The 25,640-nt window shown below is 63.7% G+C and carries 24 protein-coding genes; 11 read left to right on the top strand and 13 right to left on the bottom strand.

Annotation, left to right across the window (positions count from 1 at the left end; all coding sequences use genetic code 11):
• The first annotated feature begins 47 nt into the window (after positions 1-47).
• The 3 genes from BM348_RS07350 (at position 48) to BM348_RS21230 (ending at position 2,233) form a co-directional block, all read left to right on the top strand.
• Complete coding sequence (locus BM348_RS07350; protein WP_092903368.1) at positions 48-824, top strand: NRDE family protein; 777 nt, start codon at positions 48-50, stop codon at positions 822-824.
• A gap of 75 nt (positions 825-899) precedes the next feature.
• Positions 900-1,250, top strand: coding sequence for a helix-turn-helix transcriptional regulator (locus BM348_RS07345; protein WP_050051203.1), 351 nt, complete (start codon positions 900-902; stop codon positions 1,248-1,250).
• Between the two features lie 644 nt (positions 1,251-1,894).
• Positions 1,895-2,233, top strand: coding sequence for a hypothetical protein (locus BM348_RS21230; RefSeq protein ID WP_175507069.1), 339 nt, complete (start codon positions 1,895-1,897; stop codon positions 2,231-2,233).
• Positions 2,234-2,354: 121 nt separating this feature from the next.
• Here the strand turns inward: BM348_RS21230 and gatA are convergent, their stop codons facing one another.
• The 3 genes from gatA to BM348_RS07325 form a co-directional block, all read right to left on the bottom strand.
• Positions 2,355-3,647 carry an Asp-tRNA(Asn)/Glu-tRNA(Gln) amidotransferase subunit GatA gene (gatA, locus tag BM348_RS07335; protein ID WP_092903366.1) on the bottom strand — a complete coding sequence of 431 codons (1,293 nt, stop codon included), beginning with the start codon at positions 3,645-3,647 and terminating at the stop codon, positions 2,355-2,357.
• Positions 3,648-3,649: 2 nt separating this feature from the next.
• A complete protein-coding gene (gene gatC, locus BM348_RS07330; protein ID WP_050051348.1) occupies positions 3,650-3,928 on the bottom strand; it encodes an Asp-tRNA(Asn)/Glu-tRNA(Gln) amidotransferase subunit GatC in 279 nt (92 codons plus the stop codon).
• A 434-nt stretch (positions 3,929-4,362) separates the two neighbouring features.
• Positions 4,363-4,896 carry a cob(I)yrinic acid a,c-diamide adenosyltransferase gene (locus BM348_RS07325; RefSeq protein ID WP_092903364.1) on the bottom strand — a complete coding sequence of 178 codons (534 nt, stop codon included), beginning with the start codon at positions 4,894-4,896 and terminating at the stop codon, positions 4,363-4,365.
• 165 nt (positions 4,897-5,061) lie between these two features.
• On the opposite strand from BM348_RS07325, the gene BM348_RS07320 reads away from it, so the two are divergent.
• The 5 genes from BM348_RS07320 to BM348_RS07300 all read left to right on the top strand — a co-directional run bounded on the left by BM348_RS07320 (position 5,062) and on the right by BM348_RS07300 (position 10,501).
• Entirely contained in the window at positions 5,062-5,736 is a 675-nt protein-coding gene (locus tag BM348_RS07320) for a helix-turn-helix domain-containing protein (RefSeq protein WP_092903361.1), read from the top strand.
• A 249-nt stretch (positions 5,737-5,985) separates the two neighbouring features.
• Positions 5,986-7,611 (top strand): 4Fe-4S ferredoxin N-terminal domain-containing protein, encoded by a 1,626-nt coding sequence (locus tag BM348_RS07315; protein WP_092903359.1) that lies wholly within the window; start codon positions 5,986-5,988, stop codon positions 7,609-7,611.
• Complete coding sequence (gene nrfD, locus BM348_RS07310) at positions 7,608-8,966, top strand: NrfD/PsrC family molybdoenzyme membrane anchor subunit (RefSeq protein WP_092903357.1); 1,359 nt, start codon at positions 7,608-7,610, stop codon at positions 8,964-8,966. The genes BM348_RS07315 and nrfD overlap by 4 nt, the downstream gene beginning before the upstream one ends.
• Positions 8,963-9,256 (top strand): hypothetical protein, encoded by a 294-nt coding sequence (locus tag BM348_RS07305; protein ID WP_092903355.1) that lies wholly within the window; start codon positions 8,963-8,965, stop codon positions 9,254-9,256. Before nrfD ends, BM348_RS07305 begins: the two co-directional genes overlap by 4 nt.
• Before the next feature lie 147 nt (positions 9,257-9,403).
• Positions 9,404-10,501, top strand: coding sequence for an Mrp/NBP35 family ATP-binding protein (locus BM348_RS07300; RefSeq protein WP_092903353.1), 1,098 nt, complete (start codon positions 9,404-9,406; stop codon positions 10,499-10,501).
• A gap of 66 nt (positions 10,502-10,567) precedes the next feature.
• Here the strand turns inward: BM348_RS07300 and BM348_RS07295 are convergent, their stop codons facing one another.
• On the bottom strand, positions 10,568-11,686 hold the full coding sequence (locus tag BM348_RS07295) for an asparagine synthase C-terminal domain-containing protein (RefSeq protein ID WP_092903351.1): 1,119 nt from the start codon (positions 11,684-11,686) through the stop codon (positions 10,568-10,570).
• A complete protein-coding gene (locus BM348_RS07290; protein WP_092903349.1) occupies positions 11,683-12,369 on the bottom strand; it encodes a PHP domain-containing protein in 687 nt (228 codons plus the stop codon). The genes BM348_RS07295 and BM348_RS07290 overlap by 4 nt, the downstream gene beginning before the upstream one ends.
• Positions 12,370-12,543: 174 nt before the next feature.
• On the opposite strand from BM348_RS07290, the gene purL reads away from it, so the two are divergent.
• Positions 12,544-14,811 carry a phosphoribosylformylglycinamidine synthase subunit PurL gene (gene purL / locus BM348_RS07285; RefSeq protein ID WP_092903347.1) on the top strand — a complete coding sequence of 756 codons (2,268 nt, stop codon included), beginning with the start codon at positions 12,544-12,546 and terminating at the stop codon, positions 14,809-14,811.
• Between the two features lie 68 nt (positions 14,812-14,879).
• On the opposite strand, the gene BM348_RS07280 is transcribed toward purL, so the two are convergent.
• From BM348_RS07280 to BM348_RS07255, 6 genes are all read right to left on the bottom strand, one after another.
• Complete coding sequence (locus tag BM348_RS07280; RefSeq protein ID WP_092903344.1) at positions 14,880-16,745, bottom strand: PAS domain-containing sensor histidine kinase; 1,866 nt, start codon at positions 16,743-16,745, stop codon at positions 14,880-14,882.
• 264 nt (positions 16,746-17,009) lie between these two features.
• Positions 17,010-17,225: a hypothetical protein gene (locus tag BM348_RS07275; protein WP_092903342.1), complete on the bottom strand. Its 216-nt coding sequence runs from the start codon at positions 17,223-17,225 to the stop codon at positions 17,010-17,012.
• Positions 17,226-17,401: 176 nt separating this feature from the next.
• The gene (locus BM348_RS07270; protein ID WP_092903340.1) at positions 17,402-18,583 is read right to left on the bottom strand and encodes a pyridoxal phosphate-dependent aminotransferase; all 1,182 of its coding nucleotides are present in this window, start codon (positions 18,581-18,583) and stop codon (positions 17,402-17,404) included.
• Positions 18,580-19,065 (bottom strand): Lrp/AsnC family transcriptional regulator, encoded by a 486-nt coding sequence (locus BM348_RS07265; protein ID WP_092903338.1) that lies wholly within the window; start codon positions 19,063-19,065, stop codon positions 18,580-18,582. The genes BM348_RS07270 and BM348_RS07265 overlap by 4 nt, the downstream gene beginning before the upstream one ends.
• Positions 19,066-19,164: 99 nt before the next feature.
• Complete coding sequence (locus BM348_RS07260) at positions 19,165-19,761, bottom strand: hypothetical protein (RefSeq protein WP_092903336.1); 597 nt, start codon at positions 19,759-19,761, stop codon at positions 19,165-19,167.
• 140 nt (positions 19,762-19,901) lie between these two features.
• Positions 19,902-21,038: a nitric oxide synthase oxygenase gene (locus BM348_RS07255; protein ID WP_092903334.1), complete on the bottom strand. Its 1,137-nt coding sequence runs from the start codon at positions 21,036-21,038 to the stop codon at positions 19,902-19,904.
• 207 nt (positions 21,039-21,245) lie between these two features.
• Here BM348_RS07255 and BM348_RS07250 point away from each other — a divergent pair, with 207 nt between their 5' ends.
• Both BM348_RS07250 and BM348_RS07245 read left to right on the top strand, forming a co-directional pair.
• Positions 21,246-21,809 carry a thioredoxin family protein gene (locus tag BM348_RS07250; RefSeq protein WP_092903332.1) on the top strand — a complete coding sequence of 188 codons (564 nt, stop codon included), beginning with the start codon at positions 21,246-21,248 and terminating at the stop codon, positions 21,807-21,809.
• 57 nt (positions 21,810-21,866) lie between these two features.
• The gene (locus tag BM348_RS07245; RefSeq protein ID WP_092903330.1) at positions 21,867-22,250 is read left to right on the top strand and encodes a TlpA family protein disulfide reductase; all 384 of its coding nucleotides are present in this window, start codon (positions 21,867-21,869) and stop codon (positions 22,248-22,250) included.
• 102 nt (positions 22,251-22,352) lie between these two features.
• Here BM348_RS07245 and BM348_RS07240 read toward each other — a convergent pair whose 3' ends face one another.
• Both BM348_RS07240 and BM348_RS07235 read right to left on the bottom strand, forming a co-directional pair.
• Positions 22,353-24,533 (bottom strand): thioredoxin domain-containing protein, encoded by a 2,181-nt coding sequence (locus tag BM348_RS07240; RefSeq protein ID WP_092903328.1) that lies wholly within the window; start codon positions 24,531-24,533, stop codon positions 22,353-22,355.
• A 167-nt stretch (positions 24,534-24,700) separates the two neighbouring features.
• A complete protein-coding gene (locus tag BM348_RS07235) occupies positions 24,701-25,267 on the bottom strand; it encodes a calcium-binding protein (RefSeq protein ID WP_175507125.1) in 567 nt (188 codons plus the stop codon).
• Positions 25,268-25,640: the final 373 nt, after the last annotated feature.

Raw genomic sequence — 25,640 nt, 5'->3', positions numbered from 1 at the left:
TGCTGGTTAGGGAGTAACATATAGGGTGCGAAGACGTATCTCCGCTCGTGTGTACGCTGACACTCGCCTGGCAGGTCTTCGACGACGCGCCCGTCGCCGTCGCGGCGAACAGGGACGAAGCCCTCGAGCGGCCCTCGAGCCCACCCGACGTCTACCGCGAGGAGCCGCTGGTGATCGCCCCGCGGGATACCGACGCCGGCGGGACCTGGATCGGGTACAACGAGCACGGCGTCTTCGCCGGAATCACGAACCGCTGGACCGGCGCGGAGCTGGCCGGCGACCGATCTCGAGGACTGCTGGTCGGGGACGTGCTCGAGGCCGAATCGGCGACCGAAGCGGCGCGGACGATCGAGGCAACGACAGACGAGCACGAGTACGACGGGTTCAACCTCGTCGTCGCCGACGCCGAGCGAGCGTTCTGTGACACGTGGGACGGCCGACTCGAGCGCCGCGAGTTCGAACCGGGCGTCCACGTCGTGGTCAACGTCGCCGTCGACGACCTCGTCGACGTACCGCCGACCCGTCCGGACGCGGCTCGAGCGCAGGCGGCCAACGCCCGAGCGGTTCGCGAGGAACTCGCGGTGGACTCGACAGAATCCGTCGACGAGTGGCTCGAGCGCGCCGGTGACGTGCTGGGCGATCACGAGTACGGCGTCTGCATCCACCGGGACGGGTTCGGCACGCGGTCGTCCTCGATCATCGCCCTCGGCGAGTCCCCGACCTATAGGTTCGCGGACGGACCGCCGTGTCGGACGCCCTACGAGGACGTGTCCCTCGACCGTGAGAGAGACGGCCCCAGCGGCGACCGCGAAGGCCACATTTAAGCGCCTCGCCCACCGTCTATGTGGTATGCGCGCACATCCGTCTGTAGCCGAGAGCACGCTCGCGAGGTGGGCACTGTGAGCGTCTCGAGCGCCGAAGCCGAACTCTCCGCGGACGAACGGGCGGGACTCGAACTCGTCAGGGAGACGGGCGGGATTCACCAGAGCGACTTCTGGAAGGAACTGGATGTCTCCTCGCGGAAGGGAAGCCGGATCATCGAATCGCTCGTCGAAAAGGAACTCGTCGATCGCGAGGATACGGTGTACAACGGGCACAACACCTACTACATCACGCCGACCGCTCGAGATCTGGACTTCCGACTCCTGATGGCCGGCGACATGCTCTCGCCGTTCATCGGCGAGGAGGAGGTAGACCCCAACAGCGACGCCTTCTCGCAGTGGATCATGAACCTCGCGTATCAGGACTGACGCGAGCGTTTCTTTCAGCACCGCCGACTGTCGATAGCTGGTAGCCGCGTCTGTTTCTCGAGACGGAGAGTCGTCGCCGTCGACGAGGGCCACCCGTTCAGCCACTTCTGAACCGCGGGTCCAGACAGCAACGAGGGAGAGCTATATCGAGGAAACCACGTGCGGCGGCGCGCGCTCAGGAGCGGGTCGCTATCTGCGACCCGTGATCGAAAGTCGTGCGAGGGATGAGCGAACGAGGGTACGAGTGAGCGAATCGGGTGGGGAGGGTGTGGAAATCATAGTTGCCAGCGATAGTGGTGTTCTCGAGCATCCCAGCGGCTGTACTCTACAACTTGGCTGCATCCCTGCACGTTTCGTGACACATTATTCCCGGCCAGAAACAGTAGTTATATGACACTACAGGGCATTGGGTCGAATGGAAGCCACACACTCCGCGGCACGGGGGCGTTTTGTATTGAAATGCCCCGGGTGGTTACAGCACCCGAGACGTGGCTTCCAAACCGATGCGGCTTGGTTGCCATGATTGGATATCTTCTCCGCGGGCTTAAACATCCCGTCCGACAGACGAATCGAAGTCAACGACCGCCAGCAGTTGTGTACTCATCGTTAGCGATAACACACGCACTCGAGGGTGAGCGCGAGCCATGACGACATCGACGAACAGTCTGGTCCTCGAAATCGTCCGCACGCTCGAGAAAGAGGGCATTCCTCGCGAGTCCTACCAGCTCGGCCGAGAAATCGATCCCGAAGCGCTCGCCCGGTTGCTCGAGTCCGCCGACAGTGCGATCGAGGTTCGCCTCGAGGTACAGGGCGTCTCGCTCGCCGTGACGAACCGCGGCGTCCGGGTGTCCGACGACCCGCCGTCGTCCCCGCCCGAGTGCCCGCGATGTGGACGCCCGGTCACCACCGTCATCCAACTCGTCCCGACCCACCGCACCGCCTACCCCTGTGGCTGTCCGGTCGAAGGGGAGTCACTCGAGTAAGGGGATCCCTCGAGTAACGAGCACCGCTCGAGCGGGGCTCGTCACCAAGTGGGATCGTCGTCGAGCGGTGGACGATCGGTAACAAGAGACCGCAACTCGAGTCGCCGTTCGGTCGACGTGCTTACTCGAGCGCGCTGCCGGCCCGGATAATCTCGCGCTCGCCGAAGGCTGGTCCGACGAGTTGGATCCCAACCGGGAGCCCGTCGGTCTCGCCCGCCGGCACCGAGATCGCGGGCAGGTTCGCGAGGTTCACCGGCACCGTGTTGGCGTCCGCGAGGTACATCGTCAACGGGTCCTCGAGGCTCTCGCCGAGTTCGAACGGCGGCACGGGCATCGTCGGCGAGGCGAGCACGTCGGCGTTCGAGAGCGCCTCGTCGAAGTCCTGTTTGACCCACGCTCTGGCGTCCTGTGCCTTCTTGTAGTACTTGTCGTGATACCCCGCCGAGAGGGCGTACGTTCCGAGCAGGATTCGGCGTTTGACTTCGTCGCCGAACCCTTCCTGTCGCGCCTTCGAGAAGGCCTCGTTCCAGTTGTCGTTCTCGCCCTTCTCGCCGGCGGCGTGGCCGTACCGGACGCCGTCGAACCGCGCGAGGTTCGAGGAGGCTTCCGACATCGCAATCACGTAGTAGGCCTCGACGGCGTGTTCGACCGACGGCAGGCTGACTTCCTCGTACGTCGCGCCCTGGTCCTCGAGGTCGTCGATGGCGTCCCAGAACGTTTCGACGACGCCCTCGTCTGCGCCCTCGAGCAGTTCCGTGGGGACGCCGATGGTCAATCCGTCGACGTCGCCGTCGGCCGCCGCGGCGTAGGAGCTGTCGGCAGCGCCGTCGGCACGTGGCGGTTCTCGAGTCGTCGCGTCCCGGCCGTCGGGACCGGCAATGACGTCGAGCAGCGAGGCGGCGTCCTCGACGCTCGAGCCGAAGGGGCCGATCTGCTCTAAACTGTTGCCGTAGGCGACCAGCCCGTACCGGGAGACCAGTCCGTAGGTCGGCTTGATGCCGACGACGCCGCAGAAGGCGGCGGGACAGCGGATCGAGCCGCCGGTATCGGACCCGAGCGCGAGGTCGGCCTCGCCCGCGGCGACCGCGGCGGCCGAGCCACCGGAGGAGCCGCCGGGAACGTGACCGGGCGCGGCGGGGTTGTCCGTGGAGCCGAAAAACGAGGTTTCGGTCGTCGTTCCCATCCCGAACTCGTCCATGTTCGTCTTGCCGACGATGGTCGCGCCGGCGTCTTTGAGCCGGGAGACGACCGTCGCATCGTAGGGCGGGACGTAGTCCTCCAGCATCTTTGACCCGCAGGTGGTCCGAACGCCGTCGGTCGAGATGTTGTCCTTGACGGCGACCGTCGTTCCGGCCAGCGGGCCGTCCTCGTCGCCCTCGAGGGTCTCCTCGGTGATGAAGATATTCTCGGACATGATCAGGAGACGTTCGGGCCTTTGAAGTAGCCGTCTTCGGTTTCGGGGGCGTTCTCGAGCGCCGACTCGCGGTCGAGCGAGTCGCGAACCTCGTCGGGTTCCATGACGTTCGTGAGTTCGGCGTCCTGGTCGACCGACGGAACCTCGTCTAGGGTCTCGAAGTACTCGAGGATGTCCGCGAACTGGCCGGTGAACTGCTCGATCTCGTCGTCCGCGAGATCGACCCGGGCCAGCGACGCGACGTGGCGAACGTCCTCGGGCGTAACGGCGTCGTCGCTCATACAGGAGTGCACCGGCCTGTCGGGAGTAAGCGTTTCGATACGACCGACGAATCGCACGACCGCCGGTAGCGCGATAGAACCAGTCTCGAAACCGTTCCTATCACCGCTTTGCCACCACACGAACCTAGTACGGAAACTGGCGAAGCGTTGTTATTCGACCGGCGTAGCCGCCCGGTAGACGCTCCTTACTCGAAGCAATCGTCATGTACTCCTCAGTGTCTGTCTCGAGACGAGTTCATGGACGTCGAAAGGCACGAGAACGACCCGAGCCGAACGATCGGGAACGACCGCCGTCGGAGACGCCCTCGAATCCGAGGCTGGTGGGGCGTTCGTCGGCGATCGAAGGTCGGTTCTGTTCGGCCGATTGCCGCTGTGAATTGACCGTCATCCCGCCGGCAGAGTTGTAGCGGCGCTTTGAGTTCGACACCGACCTCTCAGTAGGTGGGGCTCTCCTCGGGAACGTCGTCTCGAGCGTTGGCGACGCGACCGAACACGAACAGCGCGTCGGAGAGTCGATTGAGGTACGTGACGGCGGTCTCGTTGATCTCCTCTTCGCCGGCCAGCGCCACGGCGCGTCGCTCCGCTCGGCGACAGATCGTCCGCGCGTAGTGGAGACTGCTGCCGAGGTCGCCGCCGCTCGGGAGGATAAACGAGGTCAGGGGCTCGAGTTCCTCGTCGTACTCGTCGATCCAGGACTCGAGGCGCTCGACGTGTTCGGCCTCGATCTTCGGGTCGTCCTCGTCCGGGTCGGGGTTGGCGAAATCGGCCTGGACGATGTGGAGGTGGTTCTGAATCTCTCGGAGTTTCGACTCGAGGTCGTCGTATTCGGCGGGGCGAGTCGTGCCGACCACGGCGTTCAGTTCGTCGACCGTGCCGTAGGCCTCGATGCGGTGGCTCGCTTTCGACACCCGGTCCATCGTCCGCAGGTCGGTCTGGCCGTCGTCTCCTCGGCCGGTGTAGATGTTCATATCGCGGAGGTTCTTTGCCTGCTTGCATAACGGTGGCGGTGGTCATCGAACCGACTATCGACGCTAACGGCCGTTTGCAGACGTCCTTTCGATCATTCCCAGTTGGTTGCAACGGGCCGAACCTATTGGTAGGCGGAGTCCCCACCCTAGAAGAGAACGGGCACCATGGCACAGGCAACACTCGCAATTACGCTGCCGGAACAGGCGTGGATCCAGCAGGTGTCGACCGCACACCCGGAGTCGATGTTTCGCGTGCTCGCGGCCGTCCCCAGCTCTCACTCCGGATTCGCGCTGGTCGAGGTAACCGGACCCGATATCCCCGGCGTCCTCGAGGCGATGGCCGGACACGACCAGATCACGGAACTGTCCACGTTAGAGCGCGGCGAGAACGACGTCACCGTTTATTTCGAAACGACGAAGCCGCTGTTGCTGTTTTCCTCGCGCGATTCGGGGATGCCGATCGAACTCCCGGTCGAGATCCGAGACGGTACGGCGACAATCGAGGTAACTGGCACTCGCCAGCGACTCGCCGAACTCGCGACCCAACTCGAGCAGTTCGGCATCCAGTATCGGATCGAGACGATCCGCGAGGCGTCCCACGATCGACAGGTGCTCTCGGAACGCCAGCTCGAGGTCGTGGTCGCGGCCGTCGACGAGGGATACTACGATACGCCGCGGCGGTGTTCGTTGACCGAACTCGCCGACCACCTCGACATCGCGAAATCCACCTGCAGCGAGACGCTTCACCGGGCAGAAGAGACGGTCGTCAAGCAGTTCGTCGACGATCTCTCCGGTGTCGATGAAACGGCAGCGCCCCAAGAACCGATTACGCCGCAGTAAGCGGTTACTGTAGTGGTTTTCGTTCCCGTCGTAGTCTCAACGTTCAATTATCGGGCATCGTCCCGGAGTAGGTTATAAATACACGATCATGTTCGCGTCAATTCTCGCACGCTGGCAATCGGCTCGATGCTTGAAACACATCTAGTGGTGAAAACGGTGTAGAGGTTCCACAAATGAACGAATATGATTACGTGCAGACATGTTTAACGCACGTGAACTCAACAGCCACATCGGGGGTGTTCTAACCCGATGAGCGCAGACGACGAGTCGTTCCACCCGCTCGGACAGGACTGGGAGAACGACCTCGAAGATATGCTCGACGATACCGAGTACGACACCGATCTCGGTATGAAAATGGCCGAGGATGCCATGCGGGTCACGAAGGGCGAACTCTCGGAGGCCGACTTCCACGAGAAGTACCACGACGAGATGATGGACGAGTTCGGCCAGGACGACCGGCCGACAGAAGAGGCCTACGAGGAAGCCAAGAAGAACGCCGGCGGCTTCGCCGAGATGCTGAAAGGCCTCGGCGGCGACGGCGGGGACAGCCGACGCGGCGTCATGAAGAAGATGGGAGCCGGCGCCGCGATGGGTATCGGTGCGTGGGGAACCACCCAAAGCGGCGAGGAACCCAGCGTCAGTGCGGCTGACACGGGGACCACGGAAACCACCGAAGAGTTCGATACCCAGTGGGGCATGACGATCGATCTGGAGCGCTGTGACGGTTGTCTCTCCTGTGTGCAGGCCTGTACGAGTGAGAACAACCTCGACAAGGGCGTCAACTGGATGTACGTCCTCCAGTACGAGGAAGACGGTCCGGACTCCAGCCGAAACCGGCTCGTCCGCCCGTGCCAGCACTGCACCGACGCCCCGTGTGAGAAGGTCTGTCCGACGACGGCCCGCCACACGCGGGACAGCGACGGACTGGTTCTGACCGACTACGACGTCTGTATCGGCTGCCGGTACTGTCAGGTCGCCTGCCCGTACGGCGTCAACTACTTCCAGTGGGACGAACCGGACATCTCCACCGAGCAGATCGAGGAGGACCACCCCGATACGGAAGGTCACATGATGGTCGACGAGCGAGGTCGCTGGGTCGACAGCCGCGCTCCCCGCGGCGTCATGAGCAAATGTACGTTCTGTCCGTCTCGCCAGGACGGTTTCGCTGGCGAGGAGAAGGTCGGAACGACGGCCTGCGAGGACGCCTGTCCGCCCGACGCGATCCAGTTCGGCGACATGAAACGCGAGACGAGCGACCCACAGCGGTACATCAACAATCCGGCGCGGGGTCGCGCGCTCGTCGAAATAAGCGAATCTATCCCGTCTGCATCCGGACTCGAGGAAGATCTCTCGGGCGCTGGCTCGGATCTCCAGTCCGTTCTCGAGGCGGCCGAAGACCTCGACGAAGAACTGCTCACCGTGATGAAGGCGGCGGAGATCGTCACCGAGAACTTCGGCGAGGACGACGCCGACTCCGTTCAGTACGAACAGAGCATCCTCGATCTCTTCGACGTGCTCGAGAGCCACGGCCTCGACCTCGACAGTCAGGAGGTCCTCGTCGAACTCGAACTCGCCAGCGAACCCGGCGAGGACGAGGAGTTCGAGGGCGCCGACGAAGACGCCGCCCAGGGAGCGCTCGTCGACTACGCGGGGTCGCCCTCCTCGAACTTCAAGCTCCTCGAGGACATCGGAACCAACCCGAACGTCGTCTACTTCGGGAACGAGCCCGGTCCGAACGCAGAACAGACCGAAACGCCGGTCATGTACAGCGACATAGAAGCCGAGCGTGCTAACGGCGAGTCGATCCAGCTCGTCGACAACCGCATGGACGTTCTCGAAGAGGAGACCGTGGGTGACTTTGGGGTGTCCTTATGAGCACCAAGACCCCTACCGAGGAGGATATCCTCCGACCGATAAACACGTTCACGAAGAAGTACATCGCCCTGTACGGTGTTGCGACGGTGGCGCTCGTTGCCTTCCTCGTCGCGTGGGGATATCAGCTTCAGAAGGGACTGATCGTCACCGGTCTCGGCGACTGGGGCTCCGGTGGCGGTGTGACCTGGGGACTGTACATCGGCGCGTTCATCTGGTGGGTCGGCGTCGCCCACGGCGGGATCATCCTCTCGGCCGCCGTTCGACTCCTCGGGATGGACCGATACATGCCGGTCGCGCGTATCGCAGAGATTACGACGATCGGCGGACTCTCGGCTGCCGGGTTTTACATTCTCGTCCACATGGGTCGGCCAGACCGCATGGTCACGAGCGTTCTCGGTCACTTCCACATCACGGTCAACAATTCGCCGCTGGTGTGGGACGTTACCGTCATCACGGCGTACTTCGTGCTGTCGGCGACCTACCTCGGTCTGACGCTGCGATACGACGTCGTCCGACTGCGTGATCAGCTGCCGGACCACTTCGAGCCGGTGTACAAGATCATGACGATCGGATACACTGAGAAAGAAGACGAGGTCATCGAGAAGATGGTCTGGTGGCTCGCCGCGGCGGTCATCATCATGGCTCCACTTCTCCTCCACGGCGGTGTTATTCCGTGGTTGTTCTCGCTGCTTCCAGCGATGCCAGGTTGGACCGGTGGAATTCAGGGACCAATGTTCCTCAGCATCGCGCTCATGTCGGCGATCAGCGGAATAACGATCATCTCGTACGCGTTCCGCCGCGCCTACAACTGGGAGCATATCATCACGGACGACATCTTCCGTGGACTGCTCCTTTGGCTCGGATTCTTCACTCTACTGTTCCTCTGGTTCCAGCTTCAGTCAGTCCTCAACGGTGTCTTCCTCGGCCCAATAAACACGTCAAAAGCGGCCGAAGCGAAGATCGCCCATCCGGTGTATCGCGTCGCGATGGGAATGGTCTTCCTGACACTCGTGTACATATTCCTGCAGGGGATCCGACCAAAACTGTTCAGCAAGACGCGGGCGCTCATCGCTAGCTGTGCAATTTTGCTCGGCACGCTGACCGAGAAGATCCTGTTCGTCGTCGAAGGGTTCTTGCACCCGACCTTCGATATCTACGCGGCGACCCCGGGAGAGTACTTCCCGAGCATAATCGAGTTCATGTCGCTCGCTGGAACGGCCGGTCTCGTTGCACTCCTGTTCCTCAATATCTCGAAGCTCGTTCCCGTGGTCGAACTCCACGCGATCGAACACCTTCGTGATGACCACGGCCAGGAAGAACCAACCGAGGCCAAACCAGAGGAGGTGAAAGCATGAGTCTCGCTTCGACGCTCCTGTATCACGGCTACGACGGGACCAGCGGGTTCACCGGGTTCGTCAACGAAGGGACTTGGGTCATCTTCGCGTTGATCCTGGTTCCGGTCTACATAATGCTCATCGCCTGGTTCGTCGGCAAACCGCGCGACGTCAAATCGCAAGTGCTTGGCGTGACCTATCTCGTCGGCTTGACCACCATGATGTGGGGCGGGATGTTCGTCATCACGATGCTCATCGGCGTGCTCTTCTACGGCGGCATGCCCGAACCGATCACTCAGCCCGGTCCGTAAGAAACGCCGACTCGATTTTTCGATCGCGTCTTCCGTTTTCGGTCGTGTAGGCTCCGCTTTCGCTTTCAGTTCGTCCCAGCGGACTACCCCGAACCAGTACACGTATCCCGCTCGATGCCCTCATTTCGTGTACCAGCCAGAGATACCATGAGTATTACAGAACACGAACTCAAGATCAAACTCGAGAGCGTCGAGGACCCGATGATCGGCGAGGGCATCGTCTCGCTCGGCCTCGTCAACGACCTCGAACTCGAGGACGGGACCGCGGACATCTCCCTCGCGTTCAACGCGCCGTACTCGCCGGCGGAGATGGAGATCGGAAACGAGATCCGAGAGGTACTCGCCGAGGAGGGTATCGAGGCGGACCTCTCGGCGGCCGTCAGCGGCGCGATGGGATTCGACGACGAGGTCTTACCGGACGTCAGAAACGTCATCGCCGTCTCCTCGGGGAAAGGCGGCGTCGGCAAGACGACGGTGGCGGCCAACATCGCCGCCGGACTCGAGGACCGCGGCGCGATGGTCGGCATTCTCGACGCCGACATTCACGGTCCGAACATCCCCCGAATCCTGCCAGTCGAGAGCGAACCGGGCGTGATGCCGAACGAGGACCTCGTTCCGCCGCGTTCAGACGGCGTCCGCATCATGAGCATGGGATTCATGATGGAAGACGAGGACGACCCGGCGATCCTTCGGGGGCCGATGGTCAACAAGTTCATGATGAAGTTCCTCGAGGGCGTCGAGTGGGGTCGGCTCGATTACCTCATCGTCGACCTGCCGCCGGGGACCGGCGACGCCTCGCTGAACCTGTTGCAGTCGATGCCGGTCGACGGCGCGGTCGTCGTCACGACGCCACAGGAGATGGCACTCGAGGACACCCGAAAGGGGATCAACATGTTCCAGAAACACGACACGCCGATCGTCGGCGTCGTCGAGAACATGAGTTCGTTCATCTGTCCGAGCTGTGACGACGAACACGAACTGTTCGGCGACCAGGGCAAGGGCGTCGACAAGATCGTCGAGGACTTCGATATCCCGATCCTCAACCGGATTCCGATGCATCCGGACTTCGGCGCCGACGGCGGCGAGGGGACGGTCGCGAAAAACGAAGACAGCGACGTCTACGACCGGATCGACGAACTCGTCGGCGCGACGGCCGATCGGATCGGCGAGATCAACAGACGGATGGTCGCCGACTATCGCGAGCAACAGCGAGCGAACGCGGTTCCGACCGACACCGAAAGCTGAGCCGGTCGATTTCGACTGCGACCGCCGATTCCGGCACGCTCGCGGATCGGACCTCCGGGCGTGTTCTCACTCGAGCAGCGATTCGACGTACTTCGTGACGTGGTCGTCCATGCGGCGTTTGTACCCCGCCTGTCTGGCGAGTCGGTCGAGCTCTCGAGCGATCAGACTCCCGTACTGGACGGCCTTTTTGTCCCTCTCGGCGACCGACTGTGGCAGATAGTCGGTTGCGACGGCTCGCAGTCCCTTCTTGCGCGTTCGCTCGTCGGCCAGGAGATCGTCCGGGAGCCGAAGCGCCGCATCGACGACGGCATCGTGGAGCAACGGCGCGACGGGGTCGACGCCCGCCGCCGTAATCGCGCACACGTCGCGGGGTAGCTGTGCCGGAAGCGTCGCGATGCTCTCGCGGACGGCGCCGCGGACGGTTTCGGCCTCGACGCGGTGGTCGAGGCGGACGACCTTCTCGTAGCCGCCGAACAGTTCGTCGGCACCCTGTCCGACCGCGAGCCGGTCGAAGCCGTCCGCCGCGACTCGATCGGCGACCAGATACAGCCCCAGCGCGATCTGGACGTCCATCGCGTTCGTCCGTCCGATTGCGCGGGCGACGGCGGGAACCGCGCGCTCGAGGTCCGCGGGCTCGAGTTCGACGACGGTGAGGTCCCGGTCCATCGCGGCCGCAGCCGTGCGGGCGGCGTCGACGTCGTGGCTGTCGGGAAAGCCGACGACGTAAAGCGGCGCGTCGAGCAGTTCCGCGACCAGCGCTGAGTCGACGCCGCCCGAGAACGCGACGGCCGCGTCGTCGGTCTTCAGAGACGCGGTCGCCGTCTCGAGCGCCTTCGAGAGAGTCCCGATCGCGGTCTCGTGATCGGCTTCGGGCGTTGGGTCGGGAAGCTCCCAGACTCGGTCCGGTCGCCGGTCGTCCGTCCCGGCGGCGACGGAGCCGGCCGGAAAGAGTTCGGGCGAACTGAGGTCGGTCGGATCGAACGCCCACCGGCGTGACTGTCCCGGAGCGCGACCTCGATCCGCGACCGAATCCGACTCTCCTTCGACGAACAGCGGGACCCGTCCGAGGACATCGCGAACGAGTTGATCGTCGACGACTCCGGCGAATCCCGCTGTTCCGGGAAGCGGATCTCGATCGTCGAGGGCGGTTCGAACGGTCGCGGGGTCGGTTCCGCGAAGGGTCATTGAAAGAGCGTGCCGAGGCCTTTTCGAACGCGGCGGGTCACGCCGCCCGCGGCCTGTCGAAAGCTGATGTGCCAGGGGGTCCGCTTGCCCTCGACGGAGGTTTTCCCCTCGCCGATCGCCTCGAGGACCGCGTCGACCGTCCGCTGATCGGTGTCCACGCGGGTCACCGCCTGGCCGACCATTTCGCTGATGTGGGCGTCGCTTCCCGCTGTCATCGGGAGGTCGTGAGACTCGGCGAAGCGTTCGGCCTGTCGATTGGCGCGGCCGGTCAGCAGTCGCGAGTTGTAGACCTCAATCGCGTCTGCCTCGGCGAGATCCTCGCGCGTGATTCGAGCCATGACGCCGTGGCGAGACTCCTGAAACGGGTGTGGGACCACCGCGATCCCGCCCTGGGAGCGAATCGCCTCGAGCGTCTCGCCGTAGGATAGTCCGGGCGGAACGGCCTGTTCGACGCCGAGGCCGAGAACGTGGCCCGCTTTGCTCGAGATTTCGATGCCGGGGATGCCGAGCAGGTCGTACTCCGGCGCGCGCCGGGCGGCCTCGAGGCTCGCGTCGATTTCGTCGTGGTCCGTGATCGCGATCGCATCGAGGCCGACGGCGGCGGCTTGCTCGAGGATGAGGTCGACCGGATCTCGACCGTCGTACGACAGCGACGAGTGGGTGTGAAGTTCGACCGACAGCACGCGTCGACCTTTAGCCCGACTGATCAAAAGCGCCTCGGTACGACGTGGTGGCCGAGAACCTCTGTTGTCCCGCACTGCCGTTCGGAACTCGATGCAACCGCGGAGGCCTCCGACGATATCCACGAACGTGGATATGGAAATCCATTTACCGGGTCGCTTTCAACATGGGGATGAATGAGTCTTGCCGATTCGGACCGCGAACTCGTCGTCGAGGAACTGGGTCGCGATCCCACCCCGGCCGAGGCGGCGCTGTTCGAGAACCTCTGGAGTGAACACTGCGCGTATCGCTCCTCGAGACCGCTGCTCTCCGCGTTCGAGAGCGAGGGCGAACAGGTCGTCGTCGGCCCCGGCGACGACGCCGCGGTCGTCGAACTGCCGTCGCACGACGACGCGGGGACGAACAGCGTGGATGGAACCGAACGCGAAGGCGAGGGCGATAGCGAGGACGACGGCGACTCGACCTACATCACGATGGGGATCGAGAGCCACAACCACCCCTCCTACGTCGATCCGTTCGACGGCGCGGCCACCGGCGTCGGCGGGATCGTCCGCGATACGCTCTCGATGGGGGCGTACCCGATCGCGCTCGCCGACTCGCTTTACTTCGGCGAGTTCGATCGCGAACATTCCCAGTACCTGTTCGACGGGGTGGTCGAAGGAATTAGCCACTACGGAAACTGCATCGGCGTCCCGACCGTCGCCGGAAGCGTCGACTTTCACGCGAAGTACGAGGGGAACCCGCTCGTCAACGTCGCCTGCGTCGGCCTGCTCGAGGAGGACCGACTCGTCACCGCGGAGGCCCAACAACCGGGCAACAAACTCGTCCTCGTCGGGAACGCGACCGGTCGCGACGGCCTCGGCGGTGCGAGCTTCGCGAGCGAGGATCTGGCCGAAGACGCAGAGACCGAGGACAGGCCCGCCGTGCAGGTGGGCGATCCCTACGCGGAAAAGCTGCTCATCGAGGCCAACGAGGTCCTGATCGAGGAGGACCTGATCGAATCCGCGCGCGATCTGGGCGCCGCCGGGCTCGGCGGCGCTTCGAGCGAACTCGTCGCCAAGGGCGGTCTCGGCGCGCGAATCGACCTCGATCGTGTCCACCAGCGTGAACCGAACATGAACGCACTCGAGATCCTTCTCGCCGAGTCCCAAGAGCGGATGTGCTACGAGGTCGAACCCGAAAACGTCGATCGCGTGGCCGAGATCGCCGAGCGGTTCGATCTCGGCTGTTCGGTGATCGGAGAGGTCACCGACGGCAACTACGTCTGTTCCTTCGAGGGGAGCGAGGCGCGACGCGCCTCGGATGACTCGAGCGGCGACGATGGGGAGCCGCGAGAGCGCGAAACCGTCGTCGACGTCGACGCGTCCTTCCTCGGCGACGGCGCGCCGATGAACGATCTGCCCGCCGAGGACCCGCCGCGACCGGACGTCGACCGCCCGACAGCAGACCTCGAGGCGGCGTTCGAATCGGTCGTCTCGAGCCCGAACACGGCGTCGAAACGCTGGGTCTACCGACAGTACGACCACGAGGTCGGCGTTCGAACGAGCGTCCCGCCGGGCGACGACGCGGCGGTGATGGCCATCAGAGAGTGCGGGACCGGGCTGGCGATCTCCTCGGGTGCCGCGCCGAACTGGACCGAGGCGGCCCCGCTCGAGGGAGCGAAGGCCATCGCGCTCGAGAACGCGACGAACCTCGCGGCGAAGGGCGCGACCCCGCTCGCCGCCGTCGACTGTCTCAACGGCGGCAACCCGGAGAAACCCGACGTGTACGGCGGATTCAAGCAAATCGTCGACGGGCTCGCCGATATGTGTTCGGCGCTTTCGATTCCCGTCGTCGGCGGCAACGTCTCGCTGTACAACGATTCGGTCGCCGGGCCGATTCCGCCGACGCCGACGCTCGCCGTCGTCGGCACGAAAGCCGGCTACGACGCGCCGCCGCTCGAGGCGACCCCCGAGGGCGAACTGCTCCTCGTCGGCGACCTCGCGATGGCGTCGGATTCCTACCGCCTCGGCGGGTCCGAGTACCTCGCCCAGTTCTCGGGCAGCGACCGGTTCCCGGCGCTTCCTGAGTCGCCCGCGGCGTTCGTCGACGCGCTCGCCGAAATCTCAGACGACGAGGCGACCCGCGCCGTCCACGACGTGAGCCACGGCGGACTCGCCGTCTCCCTCGCCGAGATGGCATCACCAGCGGTCGGTCTCGAGGTCGAACTTCCGAGCGAGGACCCGGCCGGGGCGCTGTTCCACGAACAGCCCGGTCGCGCGCTCGTACAGACCACCGACCCGGACGGCCTCCGCGCGGCCGTCCCCGACGAGACGCCGGTCGTCTCGATCGGGACGCCCACCGGCGACGGCGTCGTTCGGATCGAAACCGGCGAGCAAACGCTCGAGCTCGGTTCAGAGGCCGTTCGGGAGCTCCGGAACACGATCGAACGAGAGCTCGAGTGACGACACCGGCGTCGACAAAGTAGAGCTGTATTCTCCGGTTCGTTGCCGAAATATGTCGAGAGCGTCGATCAGTCGTCGTCGAAGGTCGTTACGTCGCGGAATTCGATTCGGGTTCTCTCACCGCTACCGGCCGTTTCGACGGTGATCGTCCAGTCGTGTGCCTCGGCGATGGCTCGAGCCAGTACCAGCCCCAGTCCGGGTAGCGTGAGATCTTCCGGCTCGATCGGGTCGAGACTCCGGTCCTGCGGGTCGCTCGATCTCGTTTCGGCATCGTCGGCGACGAAGAACCCGCGCACCGGATCCTCGTCGTCGCCGATCGGTCCGATCCTGACCGTCGTTTCGCCGGTCGAACGGGCCGCAACGTCCTCGAAGACCGACTCGAGGAGGCGACCGAACCGATCGGCGTCGGCTCTGAGCGTCGCGTCCGTCTCAACCTCGAGGCTCGCCGAATCGAGTTCGGACCGCTCGAGCGCGTCCTGGGCGGCCGATCGCAGGTCGATCCGCGTACGCTTTCCGACGCTCCGAGAGTTGCGCGCGAACTCGCGAACGTCGTCGACCAGCCGTTCGGTTCGACCGAGCGTCGCTTCGACCGACTCGTCGGGGACCGAGATCGAACCGTCGGACGCCTCCGTCCGGTCGATCTCGAGTGCGTCCGAAATCGTTCGAATCTGTTCTTTGAGATCGTTCGAGAGGACGTTCGCGACGGCCTCGAGTCGCTCGGTCTGTCGCTCGAGTTGCTCCGTTCGTTCGCGAAGCAGTCGGTCCTGTTCTGCGCGGTCGAGCGCGACGGTGGTGTTCTCGACGAGCGTCGACACGAGGTCGAGATCGGTTTCGTCGAACTGGTTCGACTCGAACGAACCGGTCATGAGTACGCCATGAGTTCCGACGGGGGCGATTATCTCCGATTGAAGCGCCGTGGAGGAGTTATAGAGGTCGTCGACTTCGTTTAGATCGTCGTAGTACGCCAGTTCACCGGACTGATAGACGTCCCAGGCGAGCCCTTCGCCGGGCCGGAAGCGCGGCAGTCCGTTGAACTCGTCGTGGGCTTTCGCCGTTCCGGCGACGGGATCGAGATACCCCTGCGTATCGTCGAGCAGCCAGATACCGCTGATCGGCAACTCGAGGAGGTCGCTGCCGGCGTGGACGGCGATCGAGCAGATTTCCTCGGGATCGTCGGACTGAAACAGCCACCGAGTGAGTTCGTGTAGGGATTCGATGATCTGCTCGTGGGCTCGCTGTTTGGTCACGTCGCGGATAATCCCCGCAACGTTCGCCCGTTCGTCCTCGATCGGAACGAGTCGAAGTTCGCAGATGCGCTCGTTCCCGTGGAGGTCGGTAAACGGGATCTCGAGTTCACGGAAGTCCGCGGCGCCGACCGCGACGTCGTCGATCGCTCGGTCGATCTCAAGTGCGTGTTCGTCGTCGACCGAGGCTAATTCCGGGACGATATCGACGTGTTCGCCGAGTAACGCCGATCGGTCGAGTCGGAAGTTGGCCTCGATCGCTTCGTTGACCGAGACGATTCGGTTGCCGTTGTCGAGAACGATGACGCCGTCGCGGATCGATTCGACGACGGCGGCGTTCTGTGCGAGTTTGGTCTCTCGGTCTTTCCGCTCGGTGATGTCCCGCATGAAGACGGAGAGCCCGTCTTCCGACGGGTACGCGCGCGCCTCGAACCAGGTTTCCAGTCGGGTGTGATAGACCTCGAACGAGACGGGGATCTGCTCGTCCATCGCTCGGTAGAACCCGTCGGGGAACTGGGTCTCGATCGTCCGCGGTAACTCGTCCCACATGACGCGGCCGATGAGTTCGCCTCGAGAGCGCTTGAGAAGTGCCTGGGCTCGTTCGTTGATGTACGTAAACCGAAAGCCGGAGTCGAGGGCAAAAAACGCATCCGTCACGCGGTCGACGACGGGAATCGCCTTACTCGCCACGGTCTACCACCGGTGAGTGCTGTGACGACCCGCTGGTATTCGCCGCCCGATCACTCGACGCGCGCCCTTTTAGCAGGTTTTTCATCGGCTGTTGGCGCCTAACGGAGTTTCGAGCGAGCACTATTTGAGTTTCGTGGCCGGTACTCCTCGGGTTGTCGACGCGACCCCCTCGAATCGGATCGCAGACGCCGAAACGCGACGGGCGTGGTAACCGCGAGTGGGATCTCTTGGACGCGACGTTCCACCGGAATTGGCGGTGCTGTGTCACGGTCCAACGACCGTCCCGACGCCCTCGTCGACGCCACGTTTCGATGTCGCCGTAGCCGAGAACCTGCTCGAGTTGATACTCGCCGCTGCTATCTGAGCGGTCGGCCGACCGTCGGATGTCGGCCGCGTCGAAACGATTTCGGAACCGCTGTCGAATCCGGATTCGTCGGAGAGGAGAGTGGTGACTGACCCTAACGAGGTGATTCGGACCATATTCGAACTACGGACGGGTACTACTTCAGTGTACGTCAGACAGGTGACACACTCGAACCAAACAGCTGATACATAAAACGGATGTTGTTTACCCCGCTTCGCGTCAGCGTCGAACGCCCCATCACAGGCGCGACACACTGAGAGCTGGCGCCCCGCCGGAAAGACGACCCAACCGGCTACGAATCCACGCCGCTTGGAATCGTCTCGCGCTCCTCGAGGAACGCCTCGATCCGATTCAGCGCCTCTTTGAGGTCCTCGAGCCCCGTCGCGTAGGACACCCGGAGGTGACCGGCGGCGCCCTCGCCGAACACGTCGCCCGGAACGGCCGCGACGCCCTGTTCCTCGAGCAGCGTCTCGGCGAACTCCTCAGAACTCCACCCCGCCGGCACCTCGGGGAAGACGTAGAACGCACCCTTCGCTTCGAAACAGGGCATGCCGATCTCGCGAAAGCGCGAGAGGACGAATCGCCGCCGCCGGTCGTACTGTTCGACCATCTCTCGCACGTCGTCCGCGCAGGTGTCGAGCGCCTCGAGGGCGGCGTACTGGGGCGTCGTCGGCGCCGAAAGCATCGTGTACTGGTGGATCCGGTTCATGGCACCGATCGTCTCGGCGGGACCGAGCGCATATCCCAGTCGAAGCCCGGTCATCGCGTGGGCCTTCGAGAACCCGTTGAAGACGATGGTCCGCTCGCGCATCCCCTCGAGGGTGGCGATCGAGGTGTGGTCCTCGTCGTAGGTCAACTCGGCGTAGATCTCGTCGGCCAGCACCGTTAGGTCGTGTTCTCGCGCGAAGGCCGCGACCGGCTCGAGGTCCTCGCGCGTCATGATCGCCCCGGTTGGGTTGTTGGGATAACAGATGACGAGCACGTCTGCGTCGGCCGCGCCGGCGGCCTCGAGCTGGGAGACGGTGAGCCGGAAGTCGTCTTCCTCGAGGGTCGGCACCGGGAGTACCTCGCCGCCGGCGAAGATCACGCCGGGCTCGTAGGAGATGTATGACGGCTGGGCGATCGCGACCGTGTCGCCGGGGTCGACGACGGCCCGAAACGCCAGATCGACCGCCTCGCTCGCGCCGGCCGTCACGAGTATCTCCTCGTCGGCGCCGTACTCGAGGTCGAAGCGGTCGTCGACGTACTCCGAGATGGCTTCGCGAAGCTCGCGTTTCCCCCGATTCGCGGTGTAGGAGGTTTTCCCCTGCTCGAGGGAGGCGATCGCAGCGTCTCGGGCGGCCCACGGGGTCGAGAAGTCCGGTTCGCCGACGCCGAGCGAGATGACGTCGTCGCGCTCTTCTGCGATCTCGAAAAACCGGCGGATCCCGGAGGGGCCCACCGACTCGACGCGTTCGGATAGGTCGATCGTCATGGGGACACAGACAGCCGGTCGTCGTCGTCGCCGTCGCCGAGTTCGATCCCGTTTTCCTTGTAGGAGGTCATCACGTAGTGGGTGACCGTCTGGGTGATCTCGGGGACGGGCGCGACCTTCTCGCTGATGAACTGGGACACCTCGCGGATCGAGTCGCCCTCGACTTCCATGTCGAAGTCATAATCCCCGCTGACCAGTCGCAGGGCCGTCACCTGCGGGAATCGCGAGAGCCGTTCCGCGATGTCGCCGTAGCCCGTCTCTCGATCGAGCATGACGTTCAACTCGACTTCCGCGCGGACCCGTTCGTCCTCAAGTTCGTCCCAGTCAACGACGGGCTGGTAGCCGCGAATTACGCCCGCCTCCTCGAGCGATTCGATCGTCGCCTCGACCGCCGACTCCTCGAGGTCGGTCATTCGCGCGATATCCGCGGTACTGTATCGCGCGTTCTCACGGAGCAACTCGAGAACTTCGCGTTCGCTCATACGGACGGATGCGCGAGCGCGAGTAAATTTCTTCCGGACTCGTGTCGGTGGTTCACATACGCCGACGGGTGGTCGTCCGGGGTTCGTCACGCCCCGCGTTCAGCGGTAGTTCTTGAAGAGAATCGCCCGCACGTCGTCTTTGGTCTGGACGTCCTCCGTCGAGCCGTCCGGCAGTTCGACGCTGTAGCGGTGGTCGCCGGAATCGGACTCCTCCCACTTGTCGTCGTGGGTCTCGAGCAGGGACATCATCTCGTCTAACATCTCGTCGTCGTCGGCCGCGCCGTCGCCCTCGTCGGGTTCATCGTCGTCTTCGTCGGTCCCGTCGTCGTCGTCCCCATCGGCATCGTCTCCGCCCGCCGATTCGTCGCCCTCACCGTCCGGTCCGGTGTCGTCTCCATCGTCCGATTCGCCGTCTCCTCCATCGGATTCAGCGCCGTCGCCGTCCGCTTCGGCGTCGGTATCGCTCTCGTCGTAGGAGACTTCCTCGAGCCCGTCACCCTCGAGTGAATCTACCGAAACGTCTGCCGCGTCGAACTCGCCCTCGATCTCGAGGTCGCCATCGAGATTGTCGATCAGGAACTGGACGGCGTCTTTCTCGCGAACGTGGCCGTATTTCCCGACGACCTGCTCGGAGATCTCCTCGCGGAGGTGCTGTACGAAGGCGTACTGTTCGTCCGTGACCTCGAGTGACTTCATACTACACGGATGTTGCGGGGGGTACAAATATGTGAGTCGTCGTGAACTGTCGTCCGTTCGAAACCGTGTCGGAGCGTCTCGATCGCAGATGCGAATACTCCGGGAGTTCCACGGGGCGATGCGCCCGTGGTCGACCCCGCTCACCGACCGAGCGATTCCCGTCGCTCGGTTAGCCCCGCAGGAGGGTCCTGATAGAAGAAGTTCGGTTTCTCGACGGTGTTATCGTAGTCGTTCTCGAACACGTGCGTCGTCGCCGGACTCATCGGTGGTAACAACCACGATCGATCGCCAGTCACGGCCCGTCCGGCCGCCGCTTCGTTTTCCTCGAACCGCTCGAACTGGTCGGTCACGGTGTGGTGATCGACGATCTGGACGCCGTCCTCGGCGAAGGAGTGTAACACCGCGCGGTTCAACTCGACTAACGCCTCGTCTTTCCAGAGGGTCCGGTCGTTGCGCGTATCGAGCCCGAGCCGCTCGGCGACCGCCGGCAGCATATCGTAGCGATCGCGGTCCGCGAGGTTTCGCGCTCCGATCTCAGTCGACACGTACCACCCGCTGAACGGGGCGGCCGTGTAGTGTATGCCGCCAATTTCCAAGCGCATGTTCGTGACGACGGGGACGTCGTACCACTTGAGGCCGAGATCCTCGAACCACTCGTAATCGGGGTGGCGAAGTCGCACCTCGCCGACGACCGACTCGGGGACCTCGAACAGCTCCGGTTGCTCGTCTCGAATCTGTATCACGTGGGGCAAAATGTCGAATCGAGTTCCTTCGCCCTCCCAGCCGCGCGATTGGCAGTACTCGGTCAGCTCGACCTCGTCGGGATCGCCGACGACGCCGTCTTCCGTTCGGTATCCGGCGTACCGCAACAGTTCGTAGTTCCAGAGCCTGACCTGGTGTTCCCCGTCGATCATCGGTTTGAACACCGTGATCAGCGGTCTGATATTACCCCCGTTTCGCGCCCGCTCGAGGTGTCTGCAGCAGGCCTCGTGTACCGCTCGAGCCGTCTCGCAATCGCGCGCGTCGGCGACGTTCAGCTGCTGCCAGAACAGGCGGCCCACACAGCGGTTGCTGTTGCGCCAGGCCATCTTCGCGCCGTGCTCGAGCTCGAAGGACGTGTGCTCGTACCGGCCTCGTCGCTCGATCTCGTCGGCTATCTCGTCGAGTCGGTCCTCGATCTCGGACTCGCGACCGAGTTCCGGGTAACACGCACGGACGAAGGCGTCGGCCTCCGCGTAGAGCTCTCGCGGAGAGTACTCGGTGGGGGACGCGTGCATACAGAAACTTGACCGAGTTCGGGTTTACACTTGGCGACTGCGGTGAATTCCCTCGAAGCTTTCCCCGAGGCGTTCAGCTTCCTTCGCCTGCAGACGACCTAGCAGGGTCACTATCAGCGAGCGGCTCGGTGGTTCAACCTGCTTTCGACCAAAGCGCAGAAGCGACGAACCCGACGCTTAAGGCCCGACGAGTAATACCCTCTCGATATGGTCCTGAAAGAATCTGAGACCGAACTCGACGAGGGCGATCCCGCCCCGTCGTTCGAACTCGAGGGAGCCGACGGCGAGACGTACTCGCTCGAATCCTTCGCCGACAACGAGGCGCTGTTGGTCGTCTTTACGTGTAACCACTGTCCGTACGCCCAGGCCAAGTTCGACCTGCTGAACGAACTGGCCGCCGAGTACGACGACGTCGCCGTCGTCGGCATCAACCCCAACGACGCCGAGGAGTACCCCGAGGATTCACTCGAGAAGATGCGCGAGTACGCGGGCGAGGGGCCGATCGACTTCGACGCCTACCTGCGAGACAAGAGCCAGTCGGTCGCCGAGGCCTACGGCGCGGTCTGTACCCCCGATCCGTTCCTGTTCGAGAACCGGGACGGGGAGTTCCGACTCGCCTATCAGGGACGACTCGACGACGCGTTGAACCCCGAAGACGAACCGACTCGATTCCAGATTCGCGAGGCCATCGACGCCGTGCTTGCCGGCGAGTCCGTCGATCTCGAGTGGAAGCCCTCGCAGGGCTGTTCGATCAAGTGGATCGAGCAGTAACTGGAAACGCCTGCCAGAAACACGGCGGTTAAGCGTCCCGATCCACAACGTGTGCGTATGAGTCTCGAGACTATGGAACCGAACCCGACGTGGGATGCGGCGTCCTACGAGGGAACCGTCGAAACGCTCGAATCCCACCGCGACGAACTGACCTACAAAGTCTGGGGCGGCGACTGGTGTAAGGACTGTCGCGCGCTCTTGCCCGACTTCGGCGCGGCCCTCGAGGCTGCGGGCGTCCCCGACGACCGGATCGACGAGATCGCCGTCGACGAGGACAAGCAGGGCCCCGGCGTCGACGAATACGGCATCGAATACATTCCAACAGTCGTCGTCCTCGACGACGACGGCGAGGAAGTCACTCGATTCGTCGAATCGGAAGACCAACCGCCAGCGGTCTGGCTCGCGGATCAGCTCGAGGCGACGCTCGAGCCGGCGAACTAATCGCTCGAGAGACTCGAACCCGCAAATTAGTCGTTAGTCGACGCTCGAGCCGACTGGTTTTCACCGCCGCGTGACCGTCCCCGACGAAATCGGACCGTTCGTTCAGAACGGAACGTCGTCCTCGTCGATACCGTCTATTTCCGTCTCTCGGCGTTTCTCGGCCAGGACTTCGAGCGCCTCGTCGATCTCCGTCGTCGGCGGCGAGCACGCCCGGTCTCGACAGACGTACAGCGTCGGATCGCCGTCTCGAGCCTCGCGGGCGGCCCAGATCGGCGGCGCATCCGCGAGTCCGAGCCGGTCGAGCCACGACTCGAGTTCGTCGTCGGTGGCCGGTCGCCGCGCGATGAGTCTGTCGGGGAGGTACCGCTCGCCGAGCCGATCTCGCCACGCGTCGGGCAGGCCATCGGCGGCGACCGTGATCTCGAGCAGGCCGTTCTCGAGTCGGTCGGCGGCGAGACAGAGCGTCGCGTACTGGAGCGGGTTCGACTCGATCGTGTCGGCGTGGGTCTCGAGCGCGCCGGCCGCGATCTCCTCGAACGACGAGTCGGTAAAGCCGTCCAGCGCGAGCAGCGTTTCGATCGCGACGCCCATCGACGAGGGCGTCGAACTATCGTCGAGTTCCTGGGGTCGGGCCACCAGCGACTCGCCGTGTTCGGGGGTGAAATACAGCGTTTCCCCTTCCGCGTCCCAGAACTCGGCTTCGATGGTCTCGGCGAGTTCGAGCGCGAACGCGAGATGGTCTACGTCGCCGGTCGCCTCGTGGCAGTGAAGCGCCCCGCGAGCGAGAAACGCGTAGTCCTCGAGGTAGCCGTCGACGGCGACGTCCCCGTCTTTGTACCGCCTCGAGAGTCGTCCCGTCTCCTCGTCCCAGAGGGTTTCCCGCACGAACTCGAGGGCATCGATCGCCGCGTCGGCGTAGGAATCCTCGCCGAGGACGAGCGCGGATTCGGCGAACGCGGAGATCATCATCCCGTTCCATCCGGCGAGGACCTTCTCGTCGCGGTTCGGACGGGGGCGATCCTCTCGCACCTCGAACAGCGTATCGAGCGCGCTCTCGAGTCGCCGGTCGATTTCCTGTTCGTCAAGCTCGAACTCCTCGGCGAGTTCCTCGAGGGTCGCGTCGCGGTTCAGCACGTTCGATCCCTCGAAGTTCCCCGACGCGGTGATGTCGTAGGCCGCACAGACGAGTTCCGCCGCGCGTTCGTCCTCGAGGGCGGCTTCGACTTCTGCGGGTGTCCAGACGTAGAACGCACCTTCCTCTTTCTCGCCGTCTTCGTCGAGACTCTGGGCGTCGAGCGTGCTGAAGAAGCCGCCCCCGTCGTGGGTGAGTTCTCGTTCGACGAACGCGAGCGTCTCCTCGACGACCTCGGCGTAGCGCTCGGTGCCGGTCAACTGGTAGCCCGCGAGGAATGCGCGCGGAATTTCGGCGTTGTCGTAGAGCATCTTCTCGAAGTGGGGCACCGTCCAGTCGCGATCGACGCAGTAGCGATGGAAGCCGCCGCCGACGTGGTCGTATAGCCCGCCTGCGGCCATCGCATCGAGGGTCTTCTCGAGGGCGTCGCGGTAGCCGTCCCGGTCGGTCCGATCGGCCGCTCGAGCGAGGATGTGGAGTCTACCCGGTTGCGGGAACTTCGGCCCGTCGGAGCCGAACCCACCGTACTGCGTATCGACGCTTCGCAGGGCCGTCCGCGCCGCGCTCTCGAGCGTGTCACTCGAGGGCGGCGTCGATTCACCCACGTCGGCCCGCTCACCGCCCGTCGTTCCCTCGAGTTGGTCTCTGGCCGCGTCGGTCCACTTTTCGGCCCGGTTTTCGATCGCCTCTCGATCCTGCTCCCACGACTCGCTCGTCTTCTCGAGTAAGTCGAGAAAGCCCGGCATTCCCCGCTTTTGTTCCTTCGGGAAGTAGGTCCCGACGTAGAACGGTTTTCCCTCCGGCGTGAGCCACGCAGAGAGCGGCCAGCCGCCGCGGCCGGTGACGACTTGGGAAACGGTCATGTAGACGCTGTCGACGTCAGGGCGCTCCTCGCGGTCGACCTTGATCGGAACGAAGTTCTCGTTGAGGACTTCGGCGACCTCTTGGTCGGAAAAGCTCTCGTCTTCCATGACGTGACACCAGTGACACGCCGAGTAGCCGACCGAGAGGAATATCGGCACGTCGCGTTCGCGTGCGGTCTCGAGAGCCTGCTCGTCCCACGGCTGCCAGTTGACGGGATTGTCAGCGTGCTGGCGCAGGTACGGGCTCTGTTCGTCCTCGAGCCGGTTCCGGCGGGTTGGGGTCGTCATAGCCGGGGGTACGGTCGACGCGAATAAAAGGGACTGGTGATCGGATGTCGGGTGACGGTACTGGACGCCACGAACGAGAGAGGTACGTCGATAACTCGACATTAAGGCTCTCGAGAGCAGCGACAGTACGCATAAAAGAAACGGAAAGAATTGGACGAGTGGTGGAGCTAGTTGCCGCCGCCACCGCCGCCGCCATTCATTCCGCCGTCGCTCTCGTTACCAGCGCCGGGATCAGCGCCATCGGTACCAGTATCGCCGTTACCACCGTTGTCGCCGTTACCACCGTTACCGCCATTGCCACCGGTCTCACCGGGCGTAGCCTCAACGAGGTCCAGTTGGGCGTTTCGGAACGATCCGTCTTCGCCCATGGTTTCGCTGTCGCCCGCGCTGAAGTCCTCCTCGGACATCAGGTATCCGAGCGACGGCGCCGAGCCCATATCGTAGTTGATCAGGTAGAGGTTCCAGTCGTCCGGCGTGTCGAACTCGTCCGTCAGTTCGGCGGCCTCGAACACCTCGTCTTTGGTTCCCTGATCCAGGCTCGATGCGACTTCGAAGTCGACACCGGGTTCGTAGTCGTCTCCGAACACCACGACTGTCCCATCGCCGTTATCCTGTGCGGCCGCAGTACTCGCACCCGCGGTTCCGAGCGCGACCGCACCCGCAGCGAGGGCTCCTTTCTTCATAAACGATCGCCGCGTATCGTCGAACAGTCCGCTATCTGGTTGTTCTGTCATGTCTCTCACTCTGAGTTCCCCTCTTCGGGGTAGACGGTTCTTGACCTAATTTTCGCATAAGTACGGGCTATCGTTTCACCGTCTACGATCGCTTTCTCACTCGAGAAGGTTTCGCTGGCGGTTCTTCCTCCCTGTTACGCCGGTTCGTGACTCGACAACGGCGACGGCGAGCAACGATCGTTTGTCGGGCGAAACTGGACTGTAGGTACCTGTTTCGACGGCATCCGGTCGTTCTCTCGAGCGAACGAAGTCGGCCGAGTTACCGACGATAAACGCCCCTCGAGAGTCGACAATTCGGCGGCGATAGACGCCGCACGCTTCCTCCACGCGACAACCGTGACTCGGACCGGAACGTTCTCACAGCAAAACAGAC

This window comes from Halostagnicola kamekurae (genome assembly GCF_900116205.1).
In the GTDB taxonomy this organism is placed as follows: domain Archaea; phylum Halobacteriota; class Halobacteria; order Halobacteriales; family Natrialbaceae; genus Halostagnicola; species Halostagnicola kamekurae.
The sequence above is the reverse complement of the archived record's forward strand: the minus strand, read 5'-3'. Positions and strand labels throughout refer to the sequence as shown.